The following is a 15,956-nucleotide window of genomic DNA, read 5'->3' on the forward strand; positions in this document are numbered from 1 at the left end:
TGTCCCACAGGCCTTCTTCCTGCCATCCGCCCCGACCCGCCCCCTCCAGCCCGCAGCGCCTTGACCGACTCCCCCGCACCCCTGCACCCGTTCACGATCCTGTTCGTCGCGGCGCTGCTGCTGTCGGTCGGCCTGCGCTTCTGGCTGGCCTCGCGGCAGGTCCGGCACGTCGCCCGCCACCGCGATGCGGTCCCGGCCGGCTTCGCCGACCGGATCGGCCTGGCCGCGCATCGCCGCGCGGCCGACTACACGATCGCGCGCGTGCGGCTGGGCATCGTCGAGACCGCGATCTCCGCCGCGCTGCTGATCGCTTTCACGCTGCTCGGCGGCCTGCAGTGGCTGATGCAGGCCGCGCTCGCGGTTGCGCCCGGCTCGCCGTTCGCGGCAGCCATCGTCTTCGTGGCACTGGTGGTGCTCGTCGGGGCGATCGTCGACCTTCCGATCGAGGCCTGGCGTCGCTTCAGGCTCGAGCAGCGATTCGGCTTCAACCGGATGACGCCGGGCCTGTTCGTCGCCGACACGCTGAAGGCGGCGCTGGTCGGCGCCGCGCTCGGCCTGCCGCTGCTCGCGCTGGTGCTGTGGCTGATGCGCGCGAGCGGCGAGCTCTGGTGGCTCTGGACCTGGCTCGCCTGGATGGCTTTCAACCTGGCGGTCATGGTGCTGTTCCCGACGGTGATCGCGCCGCTGTTCAACAAGTTCGAGCCGCTGCCCGAGGGCGAGGTGCGCGAGCGCGTGCAGGCGCTGCTCGCGCGCTGCGGCTTCCGCAGCCGCGGCCTGTTCGTGATGGACGGCAGCCGCCGCTCGGCGCACGGCAACGCCTACTTCACCGGCCTGGGCAAGGCCCGGCGGATCGTCTTCTTCGACACGCTGCTCGCGCGGCTCGACGCCGACGAGATCGAGGCGGTGCTCGCGCACGAGCTGGGCCACTTCAGGCTCAGGCACATCCCGAAGCGGATCGGGCTCACCTTCGCGATCAGCCTGGCCGGGCTGTGGCTGCTCGGGTGGCTGTCGCGACAGCCCTGGTTCTACCAGTCGCTGGGCCTGACCCCCGATCCGTCGATGGCCGACGCGGCAGCGCTCGTCCTGTTCTTCCTGGCGCTGCCGGTGTTCGCCTTCCCGCTGCAGCCCCTTCTCGCTCTGGCGTCGCGACGCCACGAGTTCCAGGCCGACGCGTTCGCGGCGGCCCAGACCGACCCGAAGCACCTGGCCAGCGCGCTGGTCAAGCTCTACGAGGACAACGCGTCGACGCTGACTCCCGACCCGGTGTATTCGGCCTTCCACGACTCGCATCCGCCCGCCGTCCAGCGCATAGGACGGCTGTCGGCCGCGCACGCAACCTGAAGCCGCAGCGATGAAACCTGCCCTGACCCGCCAGCAACTCGTGTCGCGCAAGTCCCGCCCGATGGAGGGCGAGCGCGCCTACACCGACAGCGAGATCGAAGTGCAGCTCTCCGAGCTCGCAGGCTGGTCGCACCGGGACGGCGCGATCGAGCGAAGCTACGCGTTCCGCGATTACCACGACACGATCGCCTTCGTGAACGCGCTGGCCTGGATGGTCCACGGCGAGGACCACCATCCCGACCTGCAGGTCGGCTACAACCGCTGCACGGTGCGCTGGAACACGCACTCGGTGGGCGGCATCTCCGAGAACGACTTCGTCTGCGCCGCGAAGTCCGACGCGGTCTTCACCCGAGCGCTCGGCTGAGCGGCGCGATGGGCGCTCCGGCCCGGGCGGCCGAGCCCGCTCTGGTCTCGGCCAGCTACGGCCGCCACTACCTTGTGCGGCCTTCGGGCGGCGGCGAGCTCGTGGCCGTAACCCGCGGCAAGCGCACCGACGCATGCGTCGGCGACCGCGTCGGCATCCGCCGCACCGGCGACGGCCAGGCGGTCATCGAGCAGATCGCTCCGCGCGACAACGAGATACGCCGCACCGACCAGTGGCGCAGCAAGCTGCTGGCAGCCAACGTCGACCAGGTCGCGATCGTGATCGCCGGCGACCCGCCCTTCTCCGAGGAATTGCTGCTGCGCATCCTGGCCGCGGCCGCGGTCGCCGGCGTGCCGGCCGCTCTGATCGCCAACAAGTGCGACCTCGCCGCGCCGCACGCGTCGATCCGCGCGCGGATCGACGCGCATCGCGCGCTCGGCCTGCCGGTGTTCGAGATCGCGGCCAAGGGCGACCCCTCGCAGGTGCGGGACACGCTTCGCGACTTCCTCGCCGGGCGCACCACGCTGCTGGTCGGGCAGTCCGGAATGGGCAAGTCGACGCTGGTGAACACGCTGGTCCCCGACGCTGACCTGCGGACCCAGGCGATCTCGACCGCGCTGGCGACCGGGCGCCACACGACGACCTTCACCCGCCTGTTCGATCTGCCGGAGTCGGTCGCGCCCGACGCGCGGCTGATCGACACGCCGGGCTTCCAGACCTTCGGCGTGGCGCATCTTTCGGCCTCGCAGCTCGCGCACGCGATGCCCGAGTTCGCGCCGTTTCTCGGCCGCTGCCGCTTCAACGACTGCACCCACCGCGACGAGCCCGGCTGCGCGGTCCGGGACGCGGTGCAGGCCGGCCGGATCGACGCCCGTCGCTTCCAGCTCTACGGGCGCCTGGTCGACGAGACGCTCAGCGCCCCATCCAGGCAGAGACCGTGATCAGCGCGAACAGGCCCAGCCACAGCAGCAGCGAGCGCCAGACCAGGCCCGCCGCCGCCGGCAGGCTGCCGGGCTGGGCCTCCGCGCCGGGGCATTCGAAGGCGCGGGGCGCGGCCGCCCAGCGCGCTTCGAGCGCGGGGTCGGCGAGCCGCACGCCGATCGCCCCGCTGCCGACCGCCATCAGCACCGAGCGCGAATCCCAGGGTCCAACGGCAGCGGTCGCAGCGCGCCAGCAGTAGACCGCGTCCTCGAAGTTGCCGACGATCGCGAAGCCGGCGGCGGTCAGTCTCGTGGGCACCCAGTCGACGACCGCGAAAGCCCGGTTGGCGAAAGCAGGCCACGGCGACCGGGCGGCGGAGTCGCTGCCCGGCGCCGCTTCGCCCGGACCTTCGCCCGGACCTTCGCCCGGACCTTCGCCCGCGCCTTCGCCCGCCCCCTCGCCGCGCCGCTGCCAGTGCCGGGCCAGCATTTCGGTGACCCGGTACAGGACCGGCCCCAGCGCGCCGGGCAGCACCACGTAGCAGAACAAGGGCCCGAGCACGTGGCGGTGGGCAGCCAGCAGCGCGTGGGCGATCGACTGCCGGCAGGTCTGGCCAACCGACGCGCCGGACTCGGCAGCTGCCTCCTCGGCCGGGTCCTCGCCGCGCAGCCATCCCGACAGCACCCGTCGCGCGCCTTCGGCGTCATCGGCAGCGAGCGCCACCCTGATCTCGGTGAAGGACTCGCTGAACTGCCGGAAGCCGACGGTGCAATAGAGCACGAAGACGTGCAGCGCGAACAGCAGCAGCGGATGGATCGCCCCGGCGATCCGCTCCGCGAGCGCGACCACGGCGAGGCTCGCGGCGACGACGATCGCCCAGCCGATCGCGCCCTGCCGCCGCTCGCCGCCGTCGAAGTTACGGCGGATCATCGCCGCAAAGCCGGCGAATGCCGCGTGGACCCGGTTGCCGGGCCGCAGTGGTCGGGCCTGCTCGATCAGCAGCGCCAGGACGAGTGCGAAGAAACCCATCTCCCTGTCTCCATCGAACGGGGTCGCGTCAGGCGCTCAGCAGGCGATACAGGTTCCTGAGCATCGCTGCCGTGGCGCCCCAGATGAAATACTCGTCGGCGGCCGGGTGCGGCCGCCAGGGCATCGCCCAGAAGATGCGCTGCGCGCCGCCCACCTCGACCAGGCGGCGCTGGTGATGGCGGGGATCCATCAGGAAGCCGAGCGGCACCTCGAAGACGTCGGCGACCTCCTGCGGATCGGGGCGCAGTTCCAGGCCCGGCGCGACCAGCCCGACCACCGGCGTCACCTGGAAACCGGTGCCGGTCAGGTAATCGGGCAGGCGCCCGATCACCTCGACCCGCGCCGGGTCCAGGCCGACTTCCTCGTGCGCCTCGCGCAGCGCGGTGTGCACCGGGGTGCGGTCGGCCGGCTCGTAGCGCCCGCCGGGAAAGGCCACCTGGCCCGAGTGCTGGCGCAGGTGCAGCGTGCGCTGGGTCAGCAGCACCGACGGAGCCCCGGCGTGCGCGACGATCGGCACCAGCACCGCCGCCGGCCTGGGCGGCCCGGCGTGCAGGCGGATCCGGTCGCCGGTCATTTCGGGCGCCCACTGCGGCGGCTTGCTGAATCGCTCGCGCAGCCGCTCCGGCGCGAGCGCCTCCCCCGCCACCGCGGGCAGGACCTGCGTGTCGTCGGCCACCAGCGGCGAGAGGCGCGGATCGAAGGCCGGCCCGCGGGGACTTTCAGATGCTGGTCCGATCGACGAGGTCATCCTGGATGGCACGCGAGGAAGCGAAAGCGGGACGAACGAGAAGGCGGAACGAACGAAACGAGGCTCGCACGACGAAAAAAGGGGCGCAAGACTGCGCCCCCTTCTTTTGCCACGTTCCTGCGCCCGTTTCGCGCGCCGCGTGGCAAGGCGCACGCAAGCGCCTGCACCGGTCGTCGCGCCGGCCGCCGCTCGCGCGACGGCCCGGCCCGACCGGCCCGACCGTCAGGCCGCGGCGTTGCCCGACGACTTGCCGGGCAGCTTTTCCTTGATCCGCGCCGACTTGCCCGAGCGCGCACGCAGGTAGTAAAGCTTGGCGCGACGGACGTCGCCGCGGCGCTTGACCTCGATCGAGGCGATCAGCGGCGAATACAGCTGGAAGGTGCGCTCGACGCCCTCGCCCGACGAGATCTTGCGGACGATGAACGAGGAGTTCAGGCCGCGGTTGCGACGGCCGATCACCACGCCCTCGAAGGCCTGGACGCGCTTGCGGCTGCCCTCGACGACGTTGACGTTGACGACCACGGTGTCCCCGGGGGCGAACTCGGGGATGGTCTTGCCGAGCCGGGCGATCTCTTCCTGCTCGAGCGTTTCGATCAGATTCATGCTTGCTCCTTGGCCATCGTGCGCCGGGGGGTTCGAGGAGTATTGACCCGGGCAGAGGATGGGGTTCGCGGATTCCCGCAAAGCCGTCGATTATAGCCGTTCGGCGCGTTTCCTGCCAAGCAGGGCGAGCAGGCGCGGCGCGACCAGCAGCAGCGCCGCGATCGCCAGCAGGGTCCCGGACAGCGGCCGGGTGGCGAAGGTGGTCCAGTCGCCCTGCGCGATCGTCAGGGCCTGGCGCATCGACTGCTCCATCATCGGCCCGAGGATCAGCCCGACGACCAGCGGCGCGACCGGGAAGCCGAAGCGGCGCATCGCGTAGCCGAGCGCGCCGAAGGCGTAGAGCAGGCCGACGTCGAACAGCGAGTTCCCGGCGCCGTACACGCCGACGGTCGAGATCACGACGATGCCGCCGTACAGCAGCGGCGCCGGAATCGACAGCAGCCGCACCCAGATGCCGACCAGCGGCAGGTTGAGCAGCAGCAGGATCACGTTGCCGATGTACAGGCTGGCGATCAGCGTCCAGACCAGGCCCGACTGCTGGGTGAACAGCATCGGCCCCGGCTGGATTCCGTAGCTCTCGAAGGCCGACAGGATCACCGCCGCGGTGGCCGAGGTCGGGATGCCGAGCGTGAGCAGCGGCATCAGCACGCCGGCGGCCGAGGCGTTGTTGGCCGCCTCGGGGCCCGCCACCCCCTCGATCGCGCCGTTGCCGAACTCCTCGGGATGGCGCGTCAGCTTCTTCTCGGTGTAGTAGGACAGCAGCGTGGGCAGCTCGGCGCCGCCGGCCGGCAGCGCCCCGATCGGGAAGCCGAAGGCCGCGCCCCGCAGCCAGGGCTTCCAGCTGCGGCGCAGGTCGTCGCGAGTCAGCCATACCCTGCCGCCGACCTTCAGCACCTCGTCCTTGCCGGTGCGGCCCTGCCAGGCGAGGAACAGCGCCTCGCCGACCGCGAACAGGCCGACCGCCGCCGCGGTGAACTCGACGCCGTCGAGCAGCTCGGCCGCGCCGAAGGTGAAGCGCGGCTGGCCGCTCTGAAGGTCGATGCCGGTCAGCCCGACGAGCAGCCCGAGCGCGAGCGCGACCAGGCCGCGCAGCACCGAGTCTCCCAGCACCGCCGACACCGCGACCAGCGACAGCAGCATCAGGCTGAAGTATTCGGCCGGGCCGAACTTCAGCGCCGCCTCCACGACCAGCGGCGCGACGAAGGTGAGCGCGATCGTCGCGATCGTGCCGGCCACGAAGCTGCCGATCGCCGCGGTGGCCAGCGCCGCCCCCGCCCGGCCCCGGCGGGCCATCCTGTAGCCCTCGAGCGCGGTGACCACGGTGGCCGACTCGCCGGGCGTGTTGATCAGGATCGAGGTGGTCGAGCCGCCGTACATCGCGCCGTAGTACACCCCGGCGAACATCACGAACATCGCGGCGGCGGGCACCTTGAAGGTCAGGGGCAGCAGCAGCGCGATCGTGAGCGCGGGACCGATGCCGGGCAGCACCCCGACCATCGTGCCGAGCAGGCAACCGAGGAAGCCGTAGAGCAGGATCGACGGCTCGAGCGCCGCCGCGAAGCCGCCCATCAGGGCGTTCAGCGCCTCCACCTCAGCCGCCCAGCCTCAGGAAGGGGCCGAGCTGGACGCCGAGCAGGCGGTCGAACACGAACCAGATCGCAAAAGCGAAGATCGCGCCCGCCACCGCGTCGCGCAGCCAGCGGCGACTGTCGAAGGCGCGCGCCACCAGCACGAAGCACGCCGCGCTCGCCGGGCCGATGCCGGCCGCCGGCAACAGGCCCAGCATCGCCGCGAGCCCCGCGGCGAGCCAGGCCAGGCGCCCCCTGGCGCCGGGCAGCGGGCCCTCGACCGGGTCGCGCGCGGCGTCTTCGGCATCGCCGCGCCACGCCTGAACCAGGTAGGCGAACGACAGCGCAGCCAGCAAGCCGGCGAGCGCGCCCGGCATCGTGCTCGGCCCGACGTCGGAAGCGACCGGCGGTGGCGGGATCAGCCAGACCTGCCAGCCCGCGACCGCGGCGAGCGCGAGCAGGGCCGCGGCCATTGCGAGCGGGCCGCGCCGGCCGCCGGGCGCCGGGCGATTCGGCATCGTTCGAAGCGCGTCGGGCGCGGCCGGATCAGGCCAGCCCCAGGTCCTTCATGACCGCCTCGGTGTCGGCGATGTCGGTCGTGAGCACCTTGGCGAACTCGTCGCCGGCGAGGAACACGTCGGTCCACTTGCGCTGCGCGAGCAGGTCCTTCCAGCCCTGCGCGTCGTGCATCTTCGTGAGCAGCGCGACGAGCTGGTCGCGCTGCGCGGTCGAGATGCCGGGCGCGCCGAACACGCCGCGCCAGTTGGCGGCGGTGACCGGCAGGCCGAGCTCGGTCAGCGTGGGCACGTCCACGCCCGGGATGCGCCGGTTGCCCGAGACCGCGAGCGGGCGCATGCGACCCGCCTGGATCTGCTCGGCGAACTCGGAGTAGCCGGAGATGCCGGCCGTGACCTGTCCGCCGATGATCGCCGCATTGGCCGGGCCGCCGCCAGCGAAGGCGACGTAGGCGGCCTCGCGCGGATTGCGGCCCAGCGCCTTGACGATCTTGCCGAGCAACTGGTGATCGGTGCCGCCCGACGAGCCGCCGGCCACGCTGACCGCCTTCGGATTTTCCTTGATCGCGGCCTCGAGGTCCTTCCAGGTCTTGTGGGGGCTCGACGACGGCACGACGATGACGCCGGCCTCCTCGGTGAGCCGCGCCAGCGGGACCACGTCCTTGATCGTGACCGGGCTCTTGTTCTGGATGCCGGCGCCGACCATGACCGAGCCGCCGACCATCATCGCGTTCGCCATGCCCTTGCGCTGGTTGACGAAGCGCGGCAGGCCGACCATGCCGCCGGCCCCGCCCACGTTCTCGAACTGGAAGGCGCCGACCAGGCCGGCGCCCTTGCAGGCCTGCTCGATCGCGCGACCGGTGCCGTCCCAGCCGCCGCCGGGCGCGGCCGGCACGAACATCAGGATCGATTCGAAGAGCTGCTGCGCGAGCGCCACGCGCGGCAGCGAAGCGGCAATCGGAGCCGCGGCGGCAGCCGCGATCAGGTTGCGACGCGAGATCGTCATGGGGGTCTCCTCGGTGATGCCGGATTATGGGCCCGGGAAGACCGCCCTGACTACTCAGTCGCGCGGGGCTCGTCGCGCAAAACCCTCACGCGCATCGCCGCCCGCGAGCCGGTCGCGCGGCCCGCCCGCGCGGGCGGACCTGCCCGCCGACGCGCCGGCCTTCCAGGAGGAAGCGCCACGGCCGGCCTTCCAGCCGTTCGTGTCGCCGCTGGCGGCCTTCCAGCCGCTCCCCTCGCCGCCTCGGGCTTTCCAGCCGTTCGCGTCGCCGTTGCCTGCCCGCCAGCCTTGCTGGCCGCCATTGCCGCCGGCACCCCAGCCGCCAGGCCTTGCCCCGGCAGGCCGGTGCCCGCCGCCCGGCTTGCCTCGCCAGCCGCCCGGCTTTCCTGCCGGACGCTGCGGCCTGGCGCGAGGCTCCAGCCCCGGGATCGTGTCGATGCGCAGCGGCTGGCCGGTGTAGCGCTCGATCACGCGGGCGCGATAGCCCTCGTCGTGCCTGAGCAGCGTGACCGCGACGCCGCTGCGTCCGGCCCGGCCGGTGCGGCCGATGCGGTGCACGTAGTCCTCGGCCTGGCGCGGCGCGTCGAAGTTGATCACGTGGGTGATGCCGGCCACGTCGATGCCGCGCGCGGCGACGTCGGTCGCGACCAGCACGCGCGTGCGCCCGTCGCGCAGGCGCTCCAGCGTGCGGTTGCGCTGGCCCTGGTGCATGTCGCCGTGCAGGGCCGCGACGCTGAAGCCGCTCGCCGCGAGCTGCTCGCGCAGGTCCTCGGTCGACTGCTTGGTGGCGGCGAAGACCACGCACTGCTGCAGGTCGTCGCGACGCAGCAGCGCGTCGAGCAGGCGCGACTTGTGCGACAGGTCGTCGGCGAACATCAGGACCTGCTCGATGTCGGCCTTGTGCGCCTGCGTGGCGGCCACGTCGATGCGACGCGGCGCGCGCGTCAGTCGGCGCGCGAGATCGCCCACCACGCCGTCCAGCGTGGCCGAGAAGAGCAGCGTCTGCCGGTCAGCCGGCGCGGCGGCCACGATGCGCTCGATGTCGCCGAGGAAGCCCATGTCGAGCATCCGGTCGGCCTCGTCGAGGATCAGCACCTCGAGGCGCGAGAAGTCGATGCGACCGGCCTCGAGGTGATCGATCAGGCGGCCCGGGGTCGCGACCACCAGGTCGAGCGGGCGAGACAGCAGGCGCATCTGCGGGGCATAGGGCGCGCCCCCGACCAGCGCGGCGCTGGTGAAGCGGCGCACGCCTGCGGCGTAGCCGGTGGCGGCGTCCTTGACCTGCAGCGCCAGCTCGCGCGTAGGGGCGAGCACCAGGATCCGCGGCCCCTTGCCGGGGCGCGCCGACTGGCCCAGCAGCCGCTGCAGCGAGGGCAGCATGAAGGCGGCGGTCTTGCCACTGCCGGTCTGGGAAGAAACGAGCAGGTCGGCGCCTTCGAGCGCTGCCGGAATGGCATCGCGCTGCACCTGCGTGGGCTGCGTGTAGCCGGCCTCGGCCAGCGAAGCGAGGAAAGGGGCGGCCAGCCCCAGGTCGGAAAAACTCATGGAGACCTCTGGAACATCAACGGAATGACGCGCGGCGATCGGCTCGATCGCCGCGAGGCGTCGGGCATCGGCGCCAGACGGATTCCGGATGGCCCGGCCAGACAGGCCGGATCGCTAACAGAGGTCGGGGGACGATGAACGAATGAGCGAGGCAGCGCAAGCCCGGTCGCGACGGAGATCGGTTTCCCCGCGCACGCCGGTTGCTGCAACGCACAATCGGACTATACCGGCAATCCGTCGCCGGCGCGAGCGAAATCTGCAGGGGGCGAGATCGGCAGCCGATGCCTGGAGGACGAACCTGGAGGGGAGACCTGGGGAAAATACCGTGCGCGGATGCCCCGAGCGGACGCAAGCAGCGACGGCCGGCGCCGAGCCGAGCGGCGCCGCTCTCTACCCTTCCCCCTTCCCCCTTCCCGCATCCCCTCCCTCAGCCCCTGCTGCCAGCGACGCGAGAAACGCCTCGTCCTGCCGGTCGAGCAGGCCCCGCCTTCTCGCCTCGTCGATCAGGTCGGGGCGCCGCCTCAGCGTCGTTTCGAGCGAGCGATCCCGCCGCCAGCGCGCGATGCGCGCGTGATGACCGGAAAGCAGCACCTCGGGGACCGGCAGGCCCTCGAAGACCTCGGGCCGCGTGTAGTGGGGGCAGTCGAGCAGCCCGTCGGCGAAGGAATCGTGCGCCGCCGAAGCCTCGTCGTTCATCGCCCCGGGCAGCAGCCTGACGACTGCGTCGATCAGCATCATCGCCGGCAGCTCCCCGCCGGACACGACGAAGTCGCCGATCGAGATCTCCTCGTCGACGTGGCGATCGAGCAAGCGCTGGTCGATCGCCTCGTAGCGGCCCGCGACCAGCACCATGCCGGGCAAGGCGGCGAGCCGGCGGACCTTCGCGTCGTCGAGCGGCGCGCCCTGCGGCGACAAGGCGATCACGGGTCGCCGCCCGGCGGCGAGCGCCGCGCCGATCGCGTCGGCCAGCGGCTGGCCGAGCATGACCATTCCCGGGCCGCCACCGTAGGGCCGGTCGTCGACCCGCCGGTAGGCGTCGGTGGTGAAGTCGCGCGGGTTGTGGACGGCGAACTGCCACAGGCCCCTCTGCAGGGCCCGTCCGGTGATGCCGAAGCGGGTGAGCGCGTCGAACATCTCGGGGAAGATCGAAACGACGTCGATGCGCATGTCGGAACGAAGGCCGGGCCGCGCGGTGCGGCGGCCTCTCTAGAAGTCCGGGTCCCAGTCGGCGACGATGCGCCGGCCGACCAGGTCCACCTCGGGCACGTGCGCCTCGACGAAGGGAATCAGGCGCTCTCGCCCCTCGCGATCGCGAAGCCGCAGCAACGGATGCGCGCCGTGGTCGTCGACCGCCTCGACGCTTCCGAGGCCGACGCCCGACGGCGTGACGACCTCGCAGCCGATCAGGTCGACCCAGTAGTACTCGCCTTGGGCGGGCTCGGGAAAATCGGCCCGGCTGACCGCGACCTGGCAGCCACGAAGGGCGTCGGCGACCTCCTTGACCTCGATGCCGGTCACGGTGGCCACCAGGCTTCCCCCGTGCGCGCGGCAGCGAGTCACGCTGACCATGGCAGGCAACGGAAACGGCCGCTCGACGCGACCGGGCGCGCGAACGCCGGGGTCGGCGGACGGGGCGCTCAGGTACCAGCGACGCGCCGTCAGCAGCACCGAATCCTCCGGCTCGTTGAACGGCTCGATCCGGAGCGCGCCGCGCACGCCCCAGGAGCCGCCGACACGGCCGACGACGACGCTGTCCTGCGGCAACGCAGGAACGGTGACGATGTCGGAGCCCGCTCCGGCGGCGATCGCCGCGCGGCGCGAGGAGGAGGGAGGGCCCCCCGGTGAAGAGGACCCTGACGCCGGGCGGCGAGACGAGGCGGAACCGCGCCCGGAATGCCGGGTTTCAGATCCGCCGGCCACCTGGCGCCCGCCGGGAAGCGTCAGGCCGCAGCGGCCGTGGCAGCCTGCGCCTTGGTGTACTGGCGAACCAGGCGCTCGACGGTCGGCGACAGCTGGGCGCCGTTCTGCTGCCAGTAGCCGATGCGATCCATCGACAGCACGAGACCGTTCTCGTTGGCGGCGGCAACCGGGTTGTAGAAGCCGATCCGCTCGATGAAGCGGCCGTCGCGGCGGCTCTGTTTGTCGGTGGCGACGATGTGATAGAAGGGGCGCTTCTTGGCGCCGCCGCGCGTGAGGCGGATGACGACCATATCGGTATCCTTTGTCCGTGGGCGGAAAACCCTAAATTATAGCCGGGCCCGGGCTTCGGGGCAATCGAACGACCCGGCCGCGTCGGCCGGACGTGCCCGGGGCCCCGGCGGGCCGCTCCCGGGATCTCAGAACAGACTGCCCTGCGCCTGCTGGGCCTCGGGCTCGGCGAACGCACGCCCGGCCCGCTTTCTCTCGGGCGGCACGAACAGGTCGGTGCGAAGGACCAGCCGGTCGCGGTTCAGGCCGAGCCGCCGGATCGCGAGGTCGTAGCGCAGGCGCAGCAGTTCGGCCCACGCGCCCTGGCCCTTCATCCGATGGAAGAACCTGGGGTCGTTCAGGCGACGTTCCCTGCCCGCCGCGGCCGGGCGCATGTCGCCGAGCCGGTTCATGATCCTGGCTGCGCGATCCGGATGGACCGAGCGCAGCCAGTCGACGAAGACCTCCCGCAACTCGTGCGGAAGCCTGAGCACCGTGTAGAAAGCCGACGTGGCCCCTGCGTCGCGCGCCTGCTCCAGCACGCTCTCGAGTTCGGGTTCGTTCAGAAAGGGGACGACCGGCGCCACCGCCACGCCGACCGGAATGCCCGCGTCGGCGAGTCGGCGGATCGTGCGCAGGCGCCTCCACGGCGCGGCGGCGCGCGGTTCCCATGCGCGGGCGAGATCCGGGTCGAGCGACGCGAGCGACACGTGGACGGACGCGAGCCCGCGCCTTGCCATCGGGGCCAGCAGGTCGATGTCCCGCTCGACGAGCGCGGACTTGGTGACGATGGTCAGCGGGTGCGAACACTCGGCCAGCACTTCGAGGATGCCGCGGGTGATTCGCCTTTCGCGCTCGATCGGCTGGTAGGCGTCGGTGGCGGAGCCGATGTTGACCGGCTCGCAGCGATAGCCGGGCGCGGCAAGCTCGGCGCGCAGGCGCTCGGCAGCGTTGACCTTGGCACGCAAGCGGGTCTCGAAGTCGAGGCCCGGCGACAGCCCCAGCCAGGCGTGGGTCGGCCGGGCGAAGCAGTAGGTGCAGCCGTGCTCGCAGCCGCGATAGGGGTTGATCGCCCGGTCGAAGGGAACGTCGGGCGAATCGTTGAAGCTCAGGATTCGGCCGGCCCGTTCTTCGGTGACCTCGGTCCTGGGGAGATCGGGCTCCCGGTCGTCCTGGAACCAGCCGTCGTCGATCGTTTCGCGGGCCAGCTTCTCGAAGCGACCCGCGGGGCTCGACACTGCGCCGCGACCACCGGGAGGCCGCACGCCGGAGCGCGCCGCGCCGGACACGACCGCCGACGGCTGGGAGCGAGTGCGCCGGATACTGTTCATTGTTACAGTATCGAACGGAAAGGCCTCCGTGGCAAGCACATCGCGCTATCCTCGCCGACGCGAGGAGGTTCGAACGATGATCGTCAGCTGTCCGGCCTGCGGGGGCGGCAATCCGCCTTGGGCGAAGCGTTGCGCGAAGTGCGGCGCATTGCTCGGCGAGCAGAAGCGCCAGGTCTTCGGCACACCCGATGACGACGCGACGGCCGACAATCGCACGGTAGCGCCGCGTCACGCACAGACCTCCCCGCCAGCGAGCCGGATCCCGACAGGCGCCGATGGCCGCCAGCCGACGCTCCCCTCCGGGGCCCGGAACCCGCCGCCCCGGCAGGCGCCGGCTCCCGGCACGCAGGAGCCGTTTCGCGAGCGGGCGCTGCCCCCCGGATCCGCGGCCGCGCTGGCGGAACTCCTGGCGAGGCGCAGGCCGGCCGACGATCCGCTGTCCCGGCTGTCCCCGCCCGAGGAGGCCGAGCCGCGACTGCCGGAGCACTTCGACGAAGAGGACTGGCTCGACGAACCCGCGCTGACCCGCGCGACGGTCGACGCCGAGCCCAAGCGCTCACCGACGCCCGCCATGCCGAGTCCGGCCGAAAGGCCGCCCGGCCTGCGGCACCGCAACGAACGTCCGGCCAGGCCAACTCTGCGAAGCGCTGCGATCGAGATTCCCGTCACCCCGCGCCGCCGTGGCTGGCTTGCGGCGCTGGCCATAGTGCTCGTGCTGGCGGCCGGCGTCGGGGCCTTCCTGGCAGTCTGGATGACCGCGCCGGAGCGGCCGGTGGCAGGCATCGACGTCGGCGAGATCGCCGACCGCGTCCGCGACCGGCTCGCCGACTGGGGCTGGCTGGCGCGCTGAGCGTCGCGGCACGCGCGCCGGCCCGGGCCCGGGATCTTCCAGGCTCGGGTCCGCTCGGCGCCGGCCTCAGCCCAGGACCGGCCTCCGCCCAGGACCGGCCTCAGGGCCTCAGAACAGCTCGGCTTCCAGCGCCATGACCCCGGCGGCGCCGTCGACGATCGAGCTGGCCAGGCCGGGCGCCTGGCTCAGGATGTGGTCGGCGTGGAAGCGCGCGGTCGCGATCTTGGCCGCCATGAAGCCGGCGTCGCCGCTGGCCGCCTCGCGCAGCGCCGCGGCGGCGAGCGCCGCGCGCCCCATCTGCCAGCCCGACAGCACGATGCCGGCCAGCTTCAGGTAGGGGACGCTGCCCGCGAAGACCGCGCGGACGTCGGACTTCATGCTGGCCACGACGAAGTCGACCGCCGACTCGAGCGCGTCGCAGCCGGCCGCCAGCCGGCGCCCGATCGCCTGCAGGTCGGCGTCGGACGCGCCGGCCAGCTCGGCGGCGGTGCCGCGCGCCTGGCCGATCAGCCCCTTCGCGACCGCGCCGCCGTCGCGCGCTGTCTTGCGCCCGACCAGGTCGTTGGCCTGGATCGCGGTGGTGCCCTCGTAGATCGTCAGGATGCGCGCGTCGCGGTAGTACTGCGCCGCGCCGGTCTCCTCGATGAAGCCCATGCCGCCGTGCACCTGCACGCCGAGCGAGGTGACCTCGAGCGACATCTCGGTCGACCAGCCCTTGACGATCGGCACCAGGTATTCGTAGGCGGCCATGCTGCGCTGGCGCTCGGCCTCGTCGGCCGCGTGATGGCCGGCGTCGGACAGCGCGGCCGCCACGTAGGCCAGCGCGCGCGCGGACTCGGTGCAGGCGCGCATCGTCATCAGCATCCGGCGAACGTCGGGGTGGTTGACGATGGCGACCGGACCGCTGGAGCCGGCCACGTCGCGGCTCTGCACGCGGTCCTTCGCGTAGGCCGCGGCCTTCTGGTAGGCGCGCTCGGCGATCGCGATGCCCTGCATGCCGACCGCGAAACGGGCCGAGTTCATCATGATGAACATGTACTCGAGGCCGCGGTTCTCCTGGCCGACCAGGTAGCCGATCGCGCCCTCGCCGACCTCGCCCTTGCCGTCGCCGTAGACCAGCACCGAGGTCGGGCTCGCCTTGATGCCGAGCTTGTGCTCGATCGACGTGCACCAGACGTCGTTGCGCTTGACCGGCTCGCCCGCATCGTCGAACAGGAACTTCGGGACGATGAACAGCGAGATGCCCTTGACCCCCTCGGGCGCGTCCGGCGTGCGAGCCAGCACGAGGTGGACGATGTTGTCCGCCATGTCGTGCTCGCCGAAGGTGATGAAGATCTTCTGGCCGAAGATCCGGTAGCTGCCGTCGCCCTGCGGCACCGCCTTGGCGCGCACCAGCGCGAGGTCGGAGCCGGCCTGCGGCTCGGTCAGGTTCATCGTGCCGGTCCACTTGCCCGAGATCAGGTGGGGCACGTAGCGCATCTTCTGCTCGTCGGAGCCGGCGGTGAGCAGCGCCTCGATCGCGCCGTCGGTCAGCAGCGGGCACAGCGCGAACGACAGATTGGCCGCGTTCAGGATCTCCACGCAGGGCGTGCCGATCGACTTGGGCAGGCCCTGCCCGCCGAACTCGAGCGGGTGCTGGACGCCCTGCCAGCCGCCGTCGGCGAACTGCCGGAAGGCCTCGCGGAAACCGGGCGTGGTCGTGACGACGCCGTTGCTGAGCGTCGAGGGTTGCGTGTCGCCGGTCCAGTTCAGCGGGGCGACCACGCCCTCGTTGAACTTCGCGCATTCCTCGAGCACCGCCTGCGCGGTGTCCAGGCCGGCGTCCTCGAAGCCCGGCAGCTTCGCGACCGCTTCGAGGTTCGCGACGTGCTCGAGCGTGAACAGCATGTCCTTGAGCGGGGCTTTGAACGACATTTCGTCACTCCATGCGGATGTGGAAACGGCCGATCCG

16 protein-coding genes are annotated in these 15,956 nt (G+C 72.0%); 4 read left to right on the forward strand and 12 right to left on the reverse strand.

Annotated features, from left to right (window positions below):
* The first annotated feature begins 81 nt into the window (after positions 1-81).
* Genes M6I34_RS04745 through rsgA form a run of 3 tightly spaced genes read left to right on the forward strand, consistent with a single transcriptional unit; the run spans position 82 to position 2,646 of the window.
* A complete protein-coding gene (locus M6I34_RS04745; protein WP_336254638.1) occupies positions 82-1,341 on the forward strand; it encodes a M48 family metallopeptidase in 1,260 nt (419 codons plus the stop codon).
* A gap of 10 nt (positions 1,342-1,351) precedes the next feature.
* A complete protein-coding gene (locus tag M6I34_RS04750; RefSeq protein WP_272484551.1) occupies positions 1,352-1,705 on the forward strand; it encodes a 4a-hydroxytetrahydrobiopterin dehydratase in 354 nt (117 codons plus the stop codon).
* An 8-nt stretch (positions 1,706-1,713) separates the two neighbouring features.
* A complete protein-coding gene (gene rsgA / locus M6I34_RS04755; protein WP_272484552.1) occupies positions 1,714-2,646 on the forward strand; it encodes a ribosome small subunit-dependent GTPase A in 933 nt (310 codons plus the stop codon).
* On the opposite strand, the gene M6I34_RS04760 is transcribed toward rsgA, so the two are convergent.
* The 11 genes from M6I34_RS04760 to M6I34_RS04810 all read right to left on the reverse strand — a co-directional run bounded on the left by M6I34_RS04760 (position 2,618) and on the right by M6I34_RS04810 (position 13,155).
* Complete coding sequence (locus M6I34_RS04760; RefSeq protein WP_272484553.1) at positions 2,618-3,655, reverse strand: cobalamin biosynthesis protein; 1,038 nt, start codon at positions 3,653-3,655, stop codon at positions 2,618-2,620. The genes rsgA and M6I34_RS04760 overlap by 29 nt on opposite strands.
* A gap of 28 nt (positions 3,656-3,683) precedes the next feature.
* On the reverse strand, positions 3,684-4,403 hold the full coding sequence (locus M6I34_RS04765) for a CoA pyrophosphatase (RefSeq protein ID WP_272484554.1): 720 nt from the start codon (positions 4,401-4,403) through the stop codon (positions 3,684-3,686).
* Between the two features lie 222 nt (positions 4,404-4,625).
* The gene (gene rplS / locus M6I34_RS04770) at positions 4,626-5,006 is read right to left on the reverse strand and encodes a 50S ribosomal protein L19 (protein ID WP_272484555.1); all 381 of its coding nucleotides are present in this window, start codon (positions 5,004-5,006) and stop codon (positions 4,626-4,628) included.
* 90 nt (positions 5,007-5,096) lie between these two features.
* Positions 5,097-6,596, reverse strand: a complete 1,500-nt coding sequence (locus M6I34_RS04775; RefSeq protein WP_272484556.1) for a tripartite tricarboxylate transporter permease — start codon at positions 6,594-6,596, stop codon at positions 5,097-5,099.
* Position 6,597: 1 nt separating this feature from the next.
* The gene (locus tag M6I34_RS04780; RefSeq protein WP_272484557.1) at positions 6,598-7,092 is read right to left on the reverse strand and encodes a tripartite tricarboxylate transporter TctB family protein; all 495 of its coding nucleotides are present in this window, start codon (positions 7,090-7,092) and stop codon (positions 6,598-6,600) included.
* 28 nt (positions 7,093-7,120) lie between these two features.
* Positions 7,121-8,095, reverse strand: coding sequence for a Bug family tripartite tricarboxylate transporter substrate binding protein (locus tag M6I34_RS04785; RefSeq protein ID WP_272484558.1), 975 nt, complete (start codon positions 8,093-8,095; stop codon positions 7,121-7,123).
* A gap of 54 nt (positions 8,096-8,149) precedes the next feature.
* On the reverse strand, positions 8,150-9,637 hold the full coding sequence (locus M6I34_RS04790; protein ID WP_272484559.1) for a DEAD/DEAH box helicase: 1,488 nt from the start codon (positions 9,635-9,637) through the stop codon (positions 8,150-8,152).
* Positions 9,638-10,027: 390 nt separating this feature from the next.
* Positions 10,028-10,804, reverse strand: coding sequence for a tRNA (guanosine(37)-N1)-methyltransferase TrmD (gene trmD, locus M6I34_RS04795; RefSeq protein ID WP_272484560.1), 777 nt, complete (start codon positions 10,802-10,804; stop codon positions 10,028-10,030).
* Between the two features lie 39 nt (positions 10,805-10,843).
* Positions 10,844-11,401, reverse strand: coding sequence for a ribosome maturation factor RimM (gene rimM / locus M6I34_RS04800; protein ID WP_272484561.1), 558 nt, complete (start codon positions 11,399-11,401; stop codon positions 10,844-10,846).
* A 176-nt stretch (positions 11,402-11,577) separates the two neighbouring features.
* Entirely contained in the window at positions 11,578-11,847 is a 270-nt protein-coding gene (rpsP, locus tag M6I34_RS04805; protein ID WP_272484562.1) for a 30S ribosomal protein S16, read from the reverse strand.
* A 126-nt stretch (positions 11,848-11,973) separates the two neighbouring features.
* Positions 11,974-13,155, reverse strand: coding sequence for a PA0069 family radical SAM protein (locus M6I34_RS04810; protein WP_272484563.1), 1,182 nt, complete (start codon positions 13,153-13,155; stop codon positions 11,974-11,976).
* 148 nt (positions 13,156-13,303) lie between these two features.
* On the opposite strand from M6I34_RS04810, the gene M6I34_RS04815 reads away from it, so the two are divergent.
* Positions 13,304-14,005, forward strand: coding sequence for a hypothetical protein (locus M6I34_RS04815; RefSeq protein WP_272484564.1), 702 nt, complete (start codon positions 13,304-13,306; stop codon positions 14,003-14,005).
* A gap of 108 nt (positions 14,006-14,113) precedes the next feature.
* Here M6I34_RS04815 and M6I34_RS04820 read toward each other — a convergent pair whose 3' ends face one another.
* A complete protein-coding gene (locus M6I34_RS04820; protein ID WP_272484565.1) occupies positions 14,114-15,919 on the reverse strand; it encodes an acyl-CoA dehydrogenase in 1,806 nt (601 codons plus the stop codon).
* Positions 15,920-15,956: the final 37 nt, after the last annotated feature.

Origin of the sequence: Zeimonas sediminis, from assembly GCF_023721795.1 — a bacterium.
In the GTDB taxonomy this organism is placed as follows: Bacteria; Pseudomonadota; Gammaproteobacteria; order Burkholderiales; family Burkholderiaceae_E; genus Zeimonas; species Zeimonas sediminis.